Annotated in this window: 14 protein-coding genes, 1 tRNA gene and 1 other RNA gene; 9 read left to right on the forward strand and 7 right to left on the reverse strand. The window is 61.0% G+C overall.

Annotated features, from left to right (window positions below):
* Positions 1-22 precede the first annotated feature (22 nt).
* Together A2J01_RS04490 and A2J01_RS04495 are read right to left on the reverse strand one after the other, a co-directional pair.
* Positions 23-802 carry a helix-turn-helix domain-containing protein gene (locus A2J01_RS04490; protein WP_064112110.1) on the reverse strand — a complete coding sequence of 260 codons (780 nt, stop codon included), beginning with the start codon at positions 800-802 and terminating at the stop codon, positions 23-25.
* Between the two features lie 39 nt (positions 803-841).
* Positions 842-1513, reverse strand: coding sequence for a response regulator transcription factor (locus tag A2J01_RS04495; RefSeq protein WP_064112112.1), 672 nt, complete (start codon positions 1511-1513; stop codon positions 842-844).
* Between the two features lie 134 nt (positions 1514-1647).
* Here A2J01_RS04495 and A2J01_RS04500 point away from each other — a divergent pair, with 134 nt between their 5' ends.
* On the forward strand, positions 1648-1956 hold the full coding sequence (locus tag A2J01_RS04500; RefSeq protein ID WP_007731580.1) for a DUF6191 domain-containing protein: 309 nt from the start codon (positions 1648-1650) through the stop codon (positions 1954-1956).
* Positions 1957-1978: 22 nt separating this feature from the next.
* On the opposite strand, the gene A2J01_RS04505 is transcribed toward A2J01_RS04500, so the two are convergent.
* The 3 genes from A2J01_RS04505 to A2J01_RS04515 form a co-directional block, all read right to left on the reverse strand.
* Complete coding sequence (locus A2J01_RS04505; RefSeq protein ID WP_064112115.1) at positions 1979-2797, reverse strand: pentapeptide repeat-containing protein; 819 nt, start codon at positions 2795-2797, stop codon at positions 1979-1981.
* Between the two features lie 354 nt (positions 2798-3151).
* Positions 3152-4417, reverse strand: coding sequence for a Fic family protein (locus tag A2J01_RS04510; RefSeq protein ID WP_064112117.1), 1266 nt, complete (start codon positions 4415-4417; stop codon positions 3152-3154).
* Positions 4418-4775: 358 nt separating this feature from the next.
* Positions 4776-4863 (reverse strand) — tRNA-Ser (locus A2J01_RS04515).
* A 136-nt stretch (positions 4864-4999) separates the two neighbouring features.
* Between A2J01_RS04515 and ffs the strand changes: the two genes are divergently transcribed.
* The 4 genes from ffs (at position 5000) to A2J01_RS04535 (ending at position 8487) form a co-directional block, all read left to right on the forward strand.
* Positions 5000-5099: signal recognition particle sRNA small type (gene ffs / locus A2J01_RS04520), an RNA gene on the forward strand.
* A gap of 41 nt (positions 5100-5140) precedes the next feature.
* Positions 5141-6433, forward strand: a complete 1293-nt coding sequence (locus tag A2J01_RS04525) for an aminotransferase class I/II-fold pyridoxal phosphate-dependent enzyme (RefSeq protein ID WP_003943985.1) — start codon at positions 5141-5143, stop codon at positions 6431-6433.
* Between the two features lie 98 nt (positions 6434-6531).
* Entirely contained in the window at positions 6532-7887 is a 1356-nt protein-coding gene (locus A2J01_RS04530; RefSeq protein ID WP_064112119.1) for a glycosyltransferase 87 family protein, read from the forward strand.
* Positions 7888-7905: 18 nt separating this feature from the next.
* On the forward strand, positions 7906-8487 hold the full coding sequence (locus A2J01_RS04535; protein ID WP_003943868.1) for an HhH-GPD-type base excision DNA repair protein: 582 nt from the start codon (positions 7906-7908) through the stop codon (positions 8485-8487).
* A gap of 7 nt (positions 8488-8494) precedes the next feature.
* Here A2J01_RS04535 and A2J01_RS04540 read toward each other — a convergent pair whose 3' ends face one another.
* Positions 8495-9403, reverse strand: coding sequence for a LysR family transcriptional regulator (locus A2J01_RS04540; RefSeq protein WP_064112121.1), 909 nt, complete (start codon positions 9401-9403; stop codon positions 8495-8497).
* Between the two features lie 101 nt (positions 9404-9504).
* Between A2J01_RS04540 and A2J01_RS04545 the strand changes: the two genes are divergently transcribed.
* A complete protein-coding gene (locus tag A2J01_RS04545) occupies positions 9505-10551 on the forward strand; it encodes a YeiH family protein (RefSeq protein WP_080726573.1) in 1047 nt (348 codons plus the stop codon).
* On the opposite strand, the gene A2J01_RS04550 is transcribed toward A2J01_RS04545, so the two are convergent.
* Complete coding sequence (locus tag A2J01_RS04550; protein ID WP_064112123.1) at positions 10544-11548, reverse strand: AraC family transcriptional regulator; 1005 nt, start codon at positions 11546-11548, stop codon at positions 10544-10546. The two genes, A2J01_RS04545 and A2J01_RS04550, sit on opposite strands and share 8 nt — an antisense overlap.
* Positions 11549-11748: 200 nt before the next feature.
* On the opposite strand from A2J01_RS04550, the gene A2J01_RS04555 reads away from it, so the two are divergent.
* Genes A2J01_RS04555 through A2J01_RS04565 form a run of 3 tightly spaced genes read left to right on the forward strand, consistent with a single transcriptional unit; the run spans position 11749 to position 14758 of the window.
* A complete protein-coding gene (locus A2J01_RS04555; protein ID WP_003943928.1) occupies positions 11749-12723 on the forward strand; it encodes a quinone oxidoreductase family protein in 975 nt (324 codons plus the stop codon).
* 30 nt (positions 12724-12753) lie between these two features.
* Positions 12754-13653, forward strand: a complete 900-nt coding sequence (locus A2J01_RS04560) for a TauD/TfdA dioxygenase family protein (protein WP_007731564.1) — start codon at positions 12754-12756, stop codon at positions 13651-13653.
* 52 nt (positions 13654-13705) lie between these two features.
* Positions 13706-14758 carry a 3-keto-5-aminohexanoate cleavage protein gene (locus tag A2J01_RS04565; protein WP_003943988.1) on the forward strand — a complete coding sequence of 351 codons (1053 nt, stop codon included), beginning with the start codon at positions 13706-13708 and terminating at the stop codon, positions 14756-14758.
* Positions 14759-14965: the final 207 nt, after the last annotated feature.

Here is a 14965-nt window from a genome sequence, read left to right on the forward strand (position 1 = left end):
CGGCGGGGGAGCGCGGTCGGGATTACGCGACCGCGTCTCCCTCTGCTAGCGCGACGACGGTATCCGACCCGTGCCAGTCGGGGGCTTGGGTGCGGAGTAGAGCCGCCGGGGTCAGCGACGAGATTCGGCGGCATTCACGGGTCAAGTGGGCCTGATCGCTGAATCCGCAGTGCGCTGCGGATTCAGCGAGTCCCAGCGCGGGTCGACTGCGAGCGAGCGCCATGAAGCGCTGGAGGCGCAGGATCGAGCGCAGCGTTGCCGGGCCGTATCCGAAGGCGTCGTTGCATCGACGTTGGAGTTGGCGCGAAGTCAGTGCCGCCGCGTCGGCGAGAGACCTGACATTCCACGAATGTTCGGACAGTGCGGTGCGAACGTGGTTGATCACCGGATCGTGACGGAAACTCGAACTTACCCAACTCCGAACAGCGCTTTCGAGGATGGAGACCTGTTCGTGGTCTTCGGAATTTTCCAAGCGGTTCAACAGTATTCGTTCCGTGCGTGCGTCGGTTACATCGCTGAGATCGGCGCGAGAATCCCGAAGCTCGGACGCCGAGGTTCGCAACATCGGCGATGCCGATCCAGGGCGGAATCGAACACCCACGGAGCGTGTTCCGGGCGGAAGAGTGAATGACCATGCAGCGGTTTCGGGGCCACAGACGCGTATGCCGACGCCGCGTATCCACAGCACGTCCATGCAAGCATCGGGCACGAGGAGGTGTTCTCCTTCTGCGCACGCCGTCCAGCCACACACCAGGATGTCGGAGAGATCCGGGGCGACCGATTGTGGTGTGTACCAACCCATGACAAGAGCTTATCGAGCGGCACCGACACGAAGGCGACTTCAGTCGACCGGGCCGAAGCGGTATCCGAATCCCCTGATGGTTTTGATGTACTTCGGTTTCGCGGGATCGGATTCGAGTTTGGACCGCAGGCTGAGAATGGTTGCGTCGACTACACGCGTTCTTTCGTGGTCGGAACCCCACACGTTTCGGATCAGGTGATCACGTGAGTACACGCGCCCAGGCTCGGTCGACAGCTCCAGGAGTACCCGCCATTCGGTCCGACTGAGGACCAGCAGCTTTCCGCCCATCGTCGCCGTCATCGCACGTCGATCGAGGAGCAGGTCACCGTGACGTTGGTGTTTGCCGGGGGCGGGATGTGCGGTTTCACGAAGGATTTCGGTGACCCGAAGATCGAGCGCGTGAGAATCGATCGGGTTCAGCACAAAGTCCGAGACAGCGCGATGTGGTGCTTCGTCGATGTCCTCGTAGGTATCCACCAGCATCATGATCGGCATCGAACTGCGCAAGCGGATCTGCCGTGCGATCTCGTAGCCGTCGATGTCCGGCAGAAGGAGATCGATCACGGCGATATCGAAACTGTCGGTGTCCAGGTCGTCGAGTAGTCGACGCCCGGTGCGGACGAGCTGTATCTGGTGCCCGAAATGTATTAATTCGGTACCGAGTGTCTGGGCAAGCTCCGAACGGTCGGTAGCTGCAAGTATCAAGCTCATGTGAAATCCTCCCCCCGAAGGTGTTACTAGTCGTAACAGCTTGCATTCTGGCAGATCATCGACCGCGGGACCAGACATAGGGCGGCCGATCGGAAGTCGAGGGAACCGGGGGCGTTCGTCGCTAGACTTCTTTCATGGGCACTCTGTTCGCGTTGACGCTGCCAGGCTTGCTCGTGCTGCTGGTCCTGTTCGCTTTCGCCGAGACTCTCTGGAACCGGCTCACCGGCGGCCGGGCACTGCCGTGGACTCGGGGACGTACGACTCGTCCGGTCTCGGCCGCGGGCTTCGAAGAGGTTGCTGCCCTGTTTCAGGGGTCCAAGCATCATGAATTCGAACAGCGTCAGAGCGCATTGATGCATCGTGAGGACGGAACGGACGGTGACCCGCCGTGGGTGTCTGTCGATCCGGAAGCTAACAAGGTCGTTCTCCGTCGACGGAGTTGACAGTCGCGAACAGTCGTCTGGCTCAGGCCCAGTGGCCGGGGCGGGTCAGTGAATCGGGCAGCGTGGTAGCCGAATCGCCGATCGCCGCGTTGATCTGGAACTGAGTGAGAAAGATACTGCCGCGGAGTTTTGCGCCGCGAATGTCGGTGCCGCGTAAGTCTGCACCGATCAGATCGGCTCGATCGAGTTCGCAGTCGCGGAGGTCTGCACCGATCAGGTAACTCCCGCGAAAGTTGGCCCCACGTAGATCGGAACCACGAAATTTGGCGCCGATGAGGTCTGCGCCGCGATGGTCGAGTTTTCGGCCCTTCTTGCCTGAGATCGGTGAGCGCACAAGGTTACTCGTCTGCAAGAGCAGTGTGTTGACTGCCGCTCGGTGTGCTGAGACGTCGACGGCTTGAATCTGCGAAGGCGTGCCGTTGGTCAGGCTTTCCGTCTCCGCGAGTGCAGCGTCGAGTTCCTTTCGTATCGAGTGGGTTTGCTTCAGCGAGCGGGCTTCGGCGAGATACCAGAGCAGTTCGTGCAACTGGCGTACGACAGGGAAGGTTTCGAACATGTCCGACGCGGTCTCCGGGGCATCACGCCAGCTGACGCCGTCGTAGGTCTGCTGTGAAACCTTCTGTCCCGCACCGAAACAGTCGTAGACGGTGCAACCGGTGAAGCCCTTCTTTCGCAATCCGGTGTGAATGCCGCAACGGAAATCCTGCTGCAGGTTCTTGCAGGGGTCGCCGGCATTCTTGTTGGTCGCGAAGTCGGAGGACTTGGAAAAGGGGAGTGCGACGCAGCACAGACCGAAGCAACTGCTGCAATCTGCGAGCAGATTGGTCTGGCCGGCAATCACGCGTACTCCCGATGGTTGGGTTGGACGGAAAGTCTGTCCTCGGGTTTGTGAGTCTGTCAAACGAAATTGCGTGGTTCGGCAGCAAGAAGTCCAGCGGCTCCGAGGTCGTATCCCGCGCAATTGCGGGGTACCAATCCGGCAGACGTGATTCTGGACCACGCTCGTGAAGTAGGTCGAAAATCGGGTGGACGGCCCAGCTCGCTGCAACCAATCGTCGTGCGGTACCCGGCGGCAGAACCAGTGCGCCGACGAAGACCACAAATGTTGCGGCCACTGCACTCCATTCGCGAGTGGGAATGGAAACGTCGATCGTGCGCCCAATCGCCACCTAGCCCATCTGCGACCTGGCGAAAATCACTCCCCATCCAGATCGAGGAGCGATACCCCCCGTGCCGTGAGCCGGAAGCGCAGCGGTCTCTTCGTAACCGTCTCAATGATCCCGGCATCGTCCAGGCGCTGAAGTCGCGGGCGGGCGAACTGGCTGGATCGACCCACCACCTCGACCAGGGTGTTCAACTTGATGGCGCGGTTCGCCTCGAAGCAGTGGGCCTGACCCAGGGTGAACAGGACTGCGCCGATGTGGTTGCTATCAACCGGCGGCGTCGACTCGCGATCGAGTCCCAAGTTCAGCGGAAATTCCTCATCCTCCACCAGAACGCGGATACGCGCCTCGAGTGTGTCGATCTTATGCCGCCTCTCGGAGAGGTCGAGCAGCAGTCGATGTTGCGCCTCGGCGATGATCTCCAGCATATCGATCAGGTAGGGCGTCAGATCTCCGCGGTTCAATGGATTCTCCGCGTCAGAGAATGCTTTGTAGTAACGATCCTTGTTGTCGGCGACGGTCGCCGACAATGCCAGGCTCGCATACGGAGCCAACACCTGTCGAAGGTCCAGCGCGAGAAGGTAGCGTCCGGTTCGGCCGTTGCCGTCGTAGAACGGGTGCGTGTACTCGAAGATGAAGTGCGCGACCACTGCCCTGATCAGTCGTGGAATCGAGTCGTCGCCCCCCCGGCTCAGCATGAGGGTCAGCGCGTCGTCGATCGCTGACTCGGGTACCACACCGGTGTGCACGACCTTGATTCCTGACGTGATCGATACTGGCCCTTGCCGGAACCGCTTCCCATCGGGGGCGTCCTCGTCGCGAATCTCGCCCCGAGTTACCGCGTCGTAGACGTCTCGGATGTCGTCGAGCGTCTGCGGACTCTCGGCCTGGTCGTTGCCGATATTGAGATAGAGCCGCACCATCTCGGCGAACCGCTTGTTCGCGAGGGGTTGCTCCGCCCACACCATCTCGATTGCCTCGCTGATCTCCTTCCGGGTTGAGCGGACCTGTTCGATCTCGTTCGTTGCCTGGATCTCGTCGATCACCATGCGATGCAGGTAGTGGGTGCGCGCGAGGGCCGGCAGCCCGTTCCACTCAGCCCGGATCTTCGGCTCGAAGCTCATGATCCGTTCGATCAGCGCTGCGACTTCGGGTGTCATCAGTGCGAACGTCGAGTGTTCGCCGATCAGTAGGTCCCAGTGGACGGCGGCGGGAGAATCGCGTCGCGCTCGCTCCTCAGCATCGGCACCAGCACGATCTCGTTGGTGAAAGATCGATTTCAACGTCCTGTACGCCATCTGGTCTCTCCCTGTATCCACGCTATATTGCCGCCTTGCTTTCCATGCCTATCTTATCCAGAATGGGATCTGGATAAATAAGACTTGCGGCGCGGGTGTCATTTCATGACCAACGCGGGCTGCAGGAGCAGATGTGGCCATAGCTTCCCGAATCGGGTTCGGGCCATCGGCGGGCCACTCGAAATCACGCAGCAGCATTCCGATTCGGCGCGCTGCGGGATCGAAACCACCACGAGTCGGCAGACCGTCTGAGCTCGCAGAACATCGAGCTGAACCGAGACCCTGTTGCATTACTCGTTGCATGAGGACAGAAAAGAACCCCTGTGAACCGCTTCTCAGCAGTTCACAGGGGTTCCTTTGGCGGAGGATAGGGGATTTGAACCCCTGAGGGCGTTAACCCAACCCGCGTTCCAGGCGAGCGCCATAGGCCACTAGGCGAATCCTCCGTGGAGCAGCATACCCAATTGCGGGCGCGAAGCGTTAAACGGGTACCTGACCTGCGAAGAACCGGTGGAACTCGAGGTTTGCATCTCGGCCCCGGTAGGTGGTGTGCAGCGGCCGGCGAAAGCCGTCTACACTGTTCATTGGATCCCGCGCGGCGCGCATCCTGTGAACTCCCCCAGGGCCGGAAGGCAGCAAGGGTCAACGGGCTCTGCCGGGTGCGCGGGGTCCTCTATTTTTTCACATACCCGACCCCGCCTCGTCGGTGAAAGGCCGCTCCGGATGCCTATCCAAACCCAGATCGGGTTGATGAGCCATGAAGAACTCACCTCCGAGCATGAGAGCCAGAGCGCGAAGTACACGCAGCTCCAGGCGCAGAAGCTCGCACTCGATCTGACCCGCGGTAAGCCTTCCCCGGAACAACTCGACCTTTCCGCAGAGCTGCTGACGCTGCCCGGCGACGGTGATTTCCGTGACGGAAGCGGCACCGACTGCCGTAACTACGGCGGACTCACCGGTCTGCCGGAACTGCGCGCCATCTTCGGCGAGCTGCTGGGTATCCCCGTTGCGAACCTTCTCGCCGGAAACAACGCGAGCCTCGAGATCATGCACGACAACGTCGTGTTCTCACTGCTTCATGGCACACCGGATTCGGCCCGGCCGTGGGCACAGGAAGAGAAGATCAAGTTTCTCTGCCCGGCACCGGGCTACGACCGCCACTTCGCGATCACCGAGTCCCTCGGCATCGAGATGATCGCGGTGCCGATGAACCACGACGGCCCGGATGTCGTCAAGATCGCCGAACTTGTTGCGTCAGATCCGCAGATCAAGGGCATGTGGGCGGTTCCGGTTTACGCGAACCCCACCGGTGCCGTGTACTCCGAAGAAATTGTCCGTACGCTCGCGTCGATGCCGACGGCCGCGCCCGACTTCCGCCTGTACTGGGACAACGCGTACGCCGTACATCCGCTTGTCGGCGAGACTGCGCCTTCCTACGACATTCTCTCGATGGCAGCGGAGGCCGGACACCCCAACCGTCCGCTCGTGTTCGCGTCGACGTCCAAGATCACTTTCGCCGGCGCTGGTGTGAGCTTCTTCGGTAGCTCGGCGGAAAACCTTGCCTGGTACCAGAAGTTCCTGGGCAAGAAGAGCATCGGACCGGACAAGGTCAATCAGCTTCGCCACCTGCGTTTCTTCGGCAATGCCGACGGCGTTCGTGCGCACATGGAGAAGCATCGCGCGTTCCTCGCGCCCAAGTTCGAGCTCGTACTGCGGATCCTCGAGGATCGTCTCGGTGCATCGAAGGTCGCGTCTTGGACCGAGCCGAAGGGCGGATACTTCATCAGCCTCGACGTGGTCGACGGCACGGCCAAGCGGGTCATCGAACTGGCGAAGAACGCGGGTATCGCGCTCACCGCTGCCGGGTCGGCTTTCCCGTACAGCACGGATCCGGATGACCGGAACATCCGGTTGGCCCCGAGCTTCCCGTCCAAGGCTGAACTCGAAGTTGCCATGGACGGCGTGGCTACGTGTGTTCTGCTCGCAGCTACCGAATCGCGTCTCTCCGAGATCTGAGTTCTCGAAGCGGCGTGCCCGGTCGGTACTTTTCGGTCTCGTCTTGTACCGTTCGGAGCATCAATTCCCGACATAGGGTGTAAATCCCGGAGGTTGTAGTGACGGGCGCGATCAACGCTTCGGATGGGCCTTCTTTCGAGGCGCACACCGCGAAATCAGAGTCGGTCATCGAAGCTGACATACCGCGACGCACCCTCCGTGTCGGTGTTCTCGGATTCTCTGCACTCGGTGTTCTGGCAGTCGCGTCCGTGCTGATGGTTCTTTTCGCCGTGCCGATGAATACGCGGTACTGGGGGATCTTCGAAAATTTCCTCGATCTCGACGTCTACCGCCACGGCGGCAGCGTTGTGGTTCAGGGCCTTCCGTTGTACGACGGGCCAGTCCTGGACGGAATGATGTTCACGTACACCCCGTTTGCGGCTTTGCTGTTCACGGTGTGGGCGGTGCTCTCGTTCAAACAGGCGATTGTCGTGTGGACGGGTTTGAACATCGCTGCGTTGTTCGCAGTGATCGTGTTGTGCTGGAAGTATCTCGGTTATCGGCTCGACGTGAAGGCGTACGCCGTCAGTGCGTTGGCCACCACGATCTTTCTGTTCATGGAACCGATACGTACGACGCGCTGGCTCGGGCAGATCAACATCTTCCTGCTGCTCTTGATCGTGTGGGACCTCGGTCGGGACGAGAAGAGTCGGCTCCGAGGAATCGGGGCAGGCATCGCCGCCGGCGTGAAGCTCACTCCGGCCTTCTTCTGGGCGTACCTCTTCATCACTCGTCAATGGCGTGCGTTGGTGACGGCCGTCGTGACGTTCGCTGCGACCGTTGCGATCGGCTTCGTCGTGATCTACAACGATGCGTACAAGTACTGGACCGGCACTCTTGTCGACAGCGAACGCGTCGGACCGACGGACGCTCCGAGCAACCAGTCCGTGTCCGGTCTGATCGCTCAGCTCACTCACACTCCGACGCCGTCGCGGGTCCTGGTCCTAGTCTTCAGTGCGCTGGCAGTATGCCTCGGACTCGGTGCCGCGTGGATTGCTCACCGGCACGGCCAGAAATTGCTCGGCCTCACCATGACGGGGTTGACTGCGACCACTGTCTCGCCGTTCTCGTGGGGCCATCACTGGGTGTGGTTCGTCCCGCTGGTCGTCCTCGCCGCGCACTACGCGATGGTGTCGAAGAAGCGCTGGGCGTGGGTGGCGCCGTTCGTTTTCCTGCTCCCGGTCTTGAACTGGTCTCACACCTGGTGGGACCCGTCGGTCATTCCGGGTACGGATCGCTTCATAGGAATGGGCCTGTTCATGTTCGTGCCGCCCGAGTATCTGCGGATTCCGACCGTCGGCGTCTACCTCTGGGTCTTCACGCTTGCCGCGGTCTCGACGTTGGTTCTGTTCGGCTGGAAGAAGTGGAAGATTCCGGCCCCGGATGCGTCGGCGCCGGTCACAACTGCCGTCTGACGTGGCAGTATCGGACTCATGGCACTTCAACTGAACCTTGTCGGTGACCCCGAAGCTGATGCCCTCCTGGCCGAGGACCCGTTGGCGTTGTTGATCGGAATGCTTCTCGATCAACAGGTTCCGATGGAAACGGCCTTCCTCGGTCCGAAGAAGCTGGCGGATCGGCTCAGCGGTATCGACGTCAGGCGTATCGCCGACATGGACACCGACGAGTTCATCGCCGTCTGTGCCGAGCCTCCGGCTGTGCACCGATTCCCCAAGTCGATGGGCGAGCGTATCCAGCTCATGTGCCAGTTCATCGTCGAGAACTACGACGGCGACACCGCGGCGATCTGGACTTCGGGAAATCCCGACGGCAAGGAAGTACTGAAGCGGCTCAAAGCCCTACCCGGTTACGGGGATCAGAAAGCCCGGATCTTCCTGGCGTTGCTCGGAAAACAGATCGGCGTCGAGCCGAAAGGTTGGCGCCAAGCGGCCGGCGACTACGGGCTCGAAGGTTCGAGGCGCTCGATTGCAGACGTGGTCGACGAACAGTCTTTGCTCGAGGTCCGCGAGTTCAAGAAGGCCGCAAAGGCAGCAGCGAAGGCCGACAAGAAGTAAGCCGCTTTCAGGATTTCCGGGACCCGCTGGCACGCACTACTTTCATCAGGTCGCCTGCGGGGCCCTCGAGCTGACGCGGCGGGCGCCACACTGCACGCAGGGATCGGTCGAGTTCCAAGCCTTCGACGGCTACGACCCGAAGTTCTCCCTGCTTCACCTGGTCCTCGACGGCCAGCGTGCTCAGTACCGCCGGGCCGACGCCACCGAGCACGCTGGTTCGAATCGCGGCCGAACTACCCAGTTCCAACAACGGTGCACCGCGCTCGTATTCGTGTAACGCCAGGTCGAGAGTCGTTCTGGTTCCCGATCCGGGCTCGCGCACCAGCAGCGGCGTCGCTGCCAGTTCGGCGACGGTCAGCGGCTTTCGTCGACGCGCCCATGGATGATCCGGATGAACGACCACGACCAGCGAGTCACGCGCGACGGTGACGCTGGACAGGCTCTTCGGAACGGTCGGTGACTCGACGAATCCGAGGTCGCACATTCCCACCTCGACAGCCTCGAGGGCGCGGGTCGAGTTGTAGACCTGAAGGTGGACGGTGACACCAGGATGTAGTGACCGAAAGATACCGAGCCAGGCCGGAATCAGATGTTCGGCGACGGTCATGCTGGCACACACGGTCAATTCCGCGGATCGTTCGGTCCGCATCCCTTCGGCGACGTCGAGAAGCTGCCTCGAGTTGGCGAGGACGCGGCGCGCCCAGTGGACGATGACGGTCCCCTGCGGAGTCAAAGTCGCCCCCGTCGACCTTCGGTGTATGAGTGGCATCCCGAGCTGCCGCTCGAGGGCTTTGACGGCGCGGCTGGCATTCGGCTGCGCAATGTTTGCTGAACGGCTTGCCGCACTGAGACTTCCGTGATCATCGATGCCGATGAGTAGCTCGAGAGTGGTGAGGTCGGGCCACCGTCTGGTCATGCAAACAGGCTATACCGAACTTCACGTTCATATCGATTTGATATGCCGTGATGGTAGAAATCGCCCTACCGGAGCGATGGTGGCTCAAGGACGCTGGATGAGTGAACCGTGATGTGAAGTCCGTGGCCGAGAAACCCGCAGTCGCCCCTTCGTCAGAAGTACGACGGTGGTCCAGTGTGGCTGCATTGGTGCCCGGAGTTGCGTTGTGCGCCTTGGGGGCCACGGTCGCGCTGATAGCCGGTCAGTTCACCTCCGCCGTGAGTCCGTTGCTGATTGCGATCGTGGCGGGTGCGGTGTTGGCGAATACCGTCTCTTTGCCGGCGAAATTCCAACCTGGCCTGGCATTCTCGGCGAAACGGCTACTTCGGGTGGGTATCGCTCTGCTCGGGCTGCAATTGATGTTCTCCGACATCGTCGGTTTGGGCTGGGGAGTGATCGCCGTTGTGGTGGCGATTGTGTTCCTCGGTATCGCCGGGACCATGTATGCCGGAAAACTTCTCGGATTGAGTTGGTCGCAGAGAATTCTGATTGCCTGCGGCTTCTCGATCTGTGGCGCTGCCGCCGTGGCTGCTGCGGACGGTGTGGTGAATGCGCGAGAGGAAGAGTTGCTCACCGCTGTTGCGTTGGTGGTGATCTTCGGAACTCTGATGATTCCGACAATCCCACTGTTGGCCAACGCTTTCGGTATGAACGAGGTCGGTGCAGGCATGTGGGCCGGTGGGTCGATCCACGAAGTGGCGCAAGTGGTGGCTGCCGGCAGCGCTCTCGGCGCCACCGCGTTGGGTGTCGCGACCGTGGTGAAACTTGCGCGCGTGTTGATGTTGGCGCCGGTCATGGCGTTTCTGAGTATCCGGCAACGCAGGATGGTCGACAGCACTGCCGCCAAGCGTCCCCCGCTGATTCCGTTGTTCGTCGTGGCATTCATCGGCTGCATGGGCTTGCGCTCCACGGGCATCTTGCCGGATGAGCTTCTGGGGCTGGCGAAGACGGTGCAGACGGCGCTGTTGGCCGCCGCGATGTTCGCACTCGGGCTGGGGGTGCGGTTGAGCGTCATTCGTGGAGTTGGCGCCCGGCCATTCGTGCTGGCCGCGATTTCCACTGTGTGGGTGGCAACGATCGCCTACGTCGGAGTCGTGCTGGTCAGCTGATCGAGCGCTGAGTCCGCCACGCGCTCGGGCTCATCGAGAACTGAGTGCGAAACCAGCGCGAGAAACTACCCTGCGTCGAAAACCCGAGGTGCACAGCCACTTCGGTCAACGAATAGCGAGGGTTGGAGACAAATCGTTCCGCGAGGGAGCTTCGAACCGAATTGAGAACGGCCGTGAACGTATCTCCGGATTCGGCGAGATGACGGTGCAGTGTCCGCCGGTCGAATCCGAGACTGCGTGCCACCTGCTCGACAGAGCAGCGGCCGGTCGGAAGCAGAACTTCGATCAATTCCTTGGTGCGGCTGAGGGTATCGGAGGTTTCCGAGGCGGGAAGCGAGTCGAGGAACTGGCGAGCGTACGGCCGGAGTAACTCGTCGGAAAGTTGGTTAGCCGCATCCAGGTCGGCGGCGAAGAAAACGATACCGGTGAACTCGTGATCGAATTCCACCGTCTCGCCGAGGATTCGCCGATGCGTGCTCGTGTCTTTCGGGGCATTGTGCGTGAATCCCACGCTGACCGGTTGCCATCGAGAACCCAGGAAACTTCGCAGGATCTGCAGTGTCGCGCCGACTGCGAGTTCGACGCTCTGTCTGGTGTCGACCGGTTCGCCGACCTCGAGCGAGATTCGCAGGGTGGCGAGTCCGTTGACCTCGTTCAATCGAATGCGTAATGACTCGTTGTACGTGGGCGCGTATCGCATCAATACGTCGAGTGCGCTCCTGACGTCTGGTTCTTCCCTGATGACCAAGCTGAGGGGACCGAGATTGGACAGTCGACGCAGGCCGGCGAGTAGAAGCCCGAAGTCTTCGTGTCCGGACTCCGCTGCCGATCGCTCCAGGAGCGATGCGATGGAGGCGGCCGGTACCCATTGGTCGGGGTTCGCCAGGCTTGCCGGGCTCAGGCCGACACTTCTCATGAGGGCCACAGCGTCCACGTCCACTGTTCGGCACAGGTCGACGTATCGGTTCAGTGACGCGTAGCGGGCGAGTGGCTTCATAGGGCCCCCTTTACTCGGTGTCCCGAAATGTTGTGTTGTGTGTCTCGTCAAGTTAAGCATGTGAGCCGGATCTCACATAGTTTTGTTCACATCAGTTCGGCACGACCACGAAGCCGAGCACCGACTTCTGGAAGTTGTTGCGTGCGAGTACTGCTCGACCGTAATCGAGTCGAGCCCGCCCACAGAATTGGAGAGCAATGATGGCAAACGCCATTCGGTTCCACGAGATCGGCACACCGTCCGTCATGCGTTGGGAAGAGATCGAGGTAGGACGACCGGGCGCCGGAGAGGTTCGGGTTCGTCATGAAGCGGTGGGGTTGAACTTCGCCGACACCTACTTTCGAAGTGGCCTCTATCCTGCGCAATTGCCTGCCGGGATGGGCGTCGAGGGCGCCGGTGTGGTCGAAGAGATCGGCGAGGGAGTAGTCGATTTTGCAGTGGGGGACCGTGTGACCTACACCGGCAGTCCGCTGGGTGCGTACGCCACCGAGCGGATCATGGCGTCGTCCGACCTGATCGCGCTACCCGACGGCATTGCCTTCGACACCGCGGCCGCCATGACCATGCGAGGACTGACTGCCGCCTACCTTCTGCGTCGCATCTACCCGTTGAAAGCGGGAGACACCGTGTTGCTACATGCTGCGGCGGGCGGGGTTGGACTGATCTTCACCCAGTGGGCAAAACTGTTGGGAATCAAAGTGATCGGAACGGTGTCGAGCGACGAGAAGGCGAGCGTTGCCCGAGCTCACGGGTGCGATGAAGTCGTCATCTACACCCGCGAGGACGTCGTCGCGCGTGTCAAGGAGATCACCGGGGGCGTCGGCGTGCCGGTTGTCTACGACAGTATCGGGCAATCCACGTTCGACATCTCTCTCGATTGCCTTGCCAGGCGGGGGTTGCTGGTGTGCTTCGGAACGGCGTCCGGACCGACTCCGCCGATTCAGGCAATGCAGTTGGCAGTCAAGGGATCACTCTTCCTCACACGTCCGGCTCTCGCCGATTACATCGCGGATCCCGAAGAACGTGCCGAACTGGCGGGTGAACTGTTCTCACACGTCGAGTCCGGGCGAATCAAGATCGAGATCAACCAGCGATACCCCCTCGAAGATGCGGTGCGTGCGCACCACGACATGGAGTCCGGTCGCAGTATCGGTTCCTCCGTCTTCTCCGTCTGAACCGAAACAGCACTTCCCAGAGGAATTGTCATGACCAACACCGCAACGCTCACAGAAAACCTTCCCTCGTCGAGGAATACGATCCGCGTCGAGAAATTGACCTGTTCGATCGGGGCAGAGTTGTCCGGGGTGGATCTCGGCGAGGTCGCGCGAGATGATGCACTCTTCGCCGAAATCAAGGCATTGTTGCTCGAACACAAGGTTCTGTTCTTTCGCGACCAGACCTTCTCCAAAGCCGAGCACGTAGAACTTGCCCAGCGATTCGGTGAACTCGAGGATCATCCGGCTCTGGGCAGCGACCCCGACCACCCGGGCCTGGTCCGCATCTACAAGGATCTGGACAGCCCGCCGGAGCATTTCGAGAATGCATATCACTGCGACGCCACCTGGCGCGTTAACCCGCCCATGGGATGTGTATTGCGTTGTGTGGAAACACCTCCTGTCGGCGGCGACACGATTTGGGTGAACATGGCACTCGCCTACGAGAATCTGCCGGCGCGGGTCAAGGAGCAGATCAAGGATCTGCGTGCCAGGCACAGTATCGAGTCGACCTTCGGCGCTCGGATGCCGATCGAACAGCGGCACCAGCTGAAGGAGCGCTTTCCCGACGCCGAACATCCCGTGGTACGAACACATCCGGAGACCGGCGAGAAGATTCTCTTCGTCAATTCGTTCGCCACACACCTCGTGAACTATCACACGCCCGAGAACGTCCGCTATGGAATCGATTACGCCCCCGGCGCCGGGAATCTGCTCACTTACCTGGCGAGCCAGGCTCAGATTCCCGAGTACCAGGTTCGGTGGCGTTGGACCGAAAACAGCGTCGCGATCTGGGACAACCGTTCGACACAGCATTACGCGGTGCAGGACTACTGGCCAGCGGTTCGAAAGATGGAGCGCGCCGGAATCATCGGCGACGCACCGTTCTGATCTCTCTTCCCAGCCCCGAAGATAAATTCATTCACTCGATCGGAGTCACGCTATGCATTTCCACGACGATTCACTGTTCCCCGAAACCCAGGACAAGCTTGTCATCACCGTTGCTCCCTACGGACCGGAGTGGGAGCCGGACGATTTTGCAGAAGACCTCCCTCTGTCGATGGACGAGCACGTCCAGCAAGCCGTCGACTGTTTCAACGCCGGTGCCACAGTTCTCCACATCCACGTGCGTGAACTCGACGGCAAGGGCTCGAAGCGTCTGTCGAAGTTCAACGAGCTTCTCGGTCGCTTGCGTGAGGCCGTTCCCGAGATGATTCTGCAGGTCGGCGGGTCGATTTCGTTTGCCCCGGAGGGGGAAGGTGCCGATGCGAAGTGGTTGTCCGACGACGTGCGTCACATGCTGGCGGAATTGGAGCCGGCTCCCGATCAGGTGACGATCGCGATCAACACCAGCCAGATGAACATCATGGAACTGATGACCGACGACGACATCGCGGGTACGTCGATGCAGCGTCCGGAATTGGCCGATACGTATCGGGAAATGACTGTGCCCGCCGGTCCGGAGTGGGTGGCAGAGCACCTGCGCCGGTTGCAGGCCGCTGGAATCCAGCCGCATTTCCAGTTGTCCAGTATTCCGCAGCTCGAAACGGTGGAGCGGTTGATCCGACGCGGCATCTACACGGGTCCGGTCAACCTCACGTGGGTCGCAATCGGCGGCGGCTTCGACGGACCCAACCCGTACAACATGATGAACTTCGTCCAGCGTGTTCCCGACGGTGCGTGCCTGACGCTGGAAACGCTGATGCGTAGCGTCCTGCCGGTGAACACGATGGCCATCGCGATGGGCTTGCACGCTCGCTGCGGCAACGAGGACACCATCTGGGGCCGCAAGGGCGAGAAGATGACGTCGGTGCAGCAGATCGAGCAGTTGGTGCGCATTGCAGGCGAATTGGGCCGCGAGGTGGCTACGGCGAAAGAAGCTCGGGACATCTACCGGATCGGTGAGACGTATGCCGACACCGACGAGACGTTGGCGAAGCTGGGTTACGCGCCCAACCGCCGGATCGGCCAGCTGGGATTCACGCAGCACGCCTGAGTTCGCACCCTCTCGTACAACAGTTCCGGGGGTACGAACCGCGACGGTTCGTACCCCCGAATCCCCCCCGTCTACCTCGAGTACTTCCTAGGAGAGTCATGGGACTGCAAGCTCCCGCCACGCCACGTGTGGACACCGCGCTCGGAATCGGCGTACGACGAAAGTTATACCCGTGGATCGTTTTCGCCCTGGCTTTCGGTCTTCTGC

It is taken from the genome of Rhodococcus sp. EPR-134 (genome assembly GCF_001647205.1).
Lineage (GTDB): Bacteria > Actinomycetota > Actinomycetes > Mycobacteriales > Mycobacteriaceae > Rhodococcus_F > Rhodococcus_F qingshengii.

What these genes read in the sequence shown, in the direction of transcription:
- A2J01_RS04540 (WP_064112121.1), bottom strand. Translation starts at nt 9,403, where the DNA reads ATGACCAGACGGTGGCCCGACCTCACCACTCTCGAGCTACTCATCGGC.
- A2J01_RS04565 (WP_003943988.1), top strand. Translation starts at nt 13,706, where the DNA reads ATGCATTTCCACGACGATTCACTGTTCCCCGAAACCCAGGACAAGCTT.
- A2J01_RS04490 (WP_064112110.1), bottom strand. Translation starts at nt 802, where the DNA reads ATGGGTTGGTACACACCACAATCGGTCGCCCCGGATCTCTCCGACATC.
- A2J01_RS04555 (WP_003943928.1), top strand. Translation starts at nt 11,749, where the DNA reads ATGGCAAACGCCATTCGGTTCCACGAGATCGGCACACCGTCCGTCATG.
- A2J01_RS04535 (WP_003943868.1), top strand. Translation starts at nt 7,906, where the DNA reads ATGGCACTTCAACTGAACCTTGTCGGTGACCCCGAAGCTGATGCCCTC.
- A2J01_RS04560 (WP_007731564.1), top strand. Translation starts at nt 12,754, where the DNA reads ATGACCAACACCGCAACGCTCACAGAAAACCTTCCCTCGTCGAGGAAT.
- A2J01_RS04550 (WP_064112123.1), bottom strand. Translation starts at nt 11,548, where the DNA reads ATGAAGCCACTCGCCCGCTACGCGTCACTGAACCGATACGTCGACCTG.
- A2J01_RS04510 (WP_064112117.1), bottom strand. Translation starts at nt 4,417, where the DNA reads ATGGCGTACAGGACGTTGAAATCGATCTTTCACCAACGAGATCGTGCT.
- A2J01_RS04495 (WP_064112112.1), bottom strand. Translation starts at nt 1,513, where the DNA reads ATGAGCTTGATACTTGCAGCTACCGACCGTTCGGAGCTTGCCCAGACA.
- A2J01_RS04500 (WP_007731580.1), top strand. Translation starts at nt 1,648, where the DNA reads ATGGGCACTCTGTTCGCGTTGACGCTGCCAGGCTTGCTCGTGCTGCTG.
- A2J01_RS04525 (WP_003943985.1), top strand. Translation starts at nt 5,141, where the DNA reads ATGCCTATCCAAACCCAGATCGGGTTGATGAGCCATGAAGAACTCACC.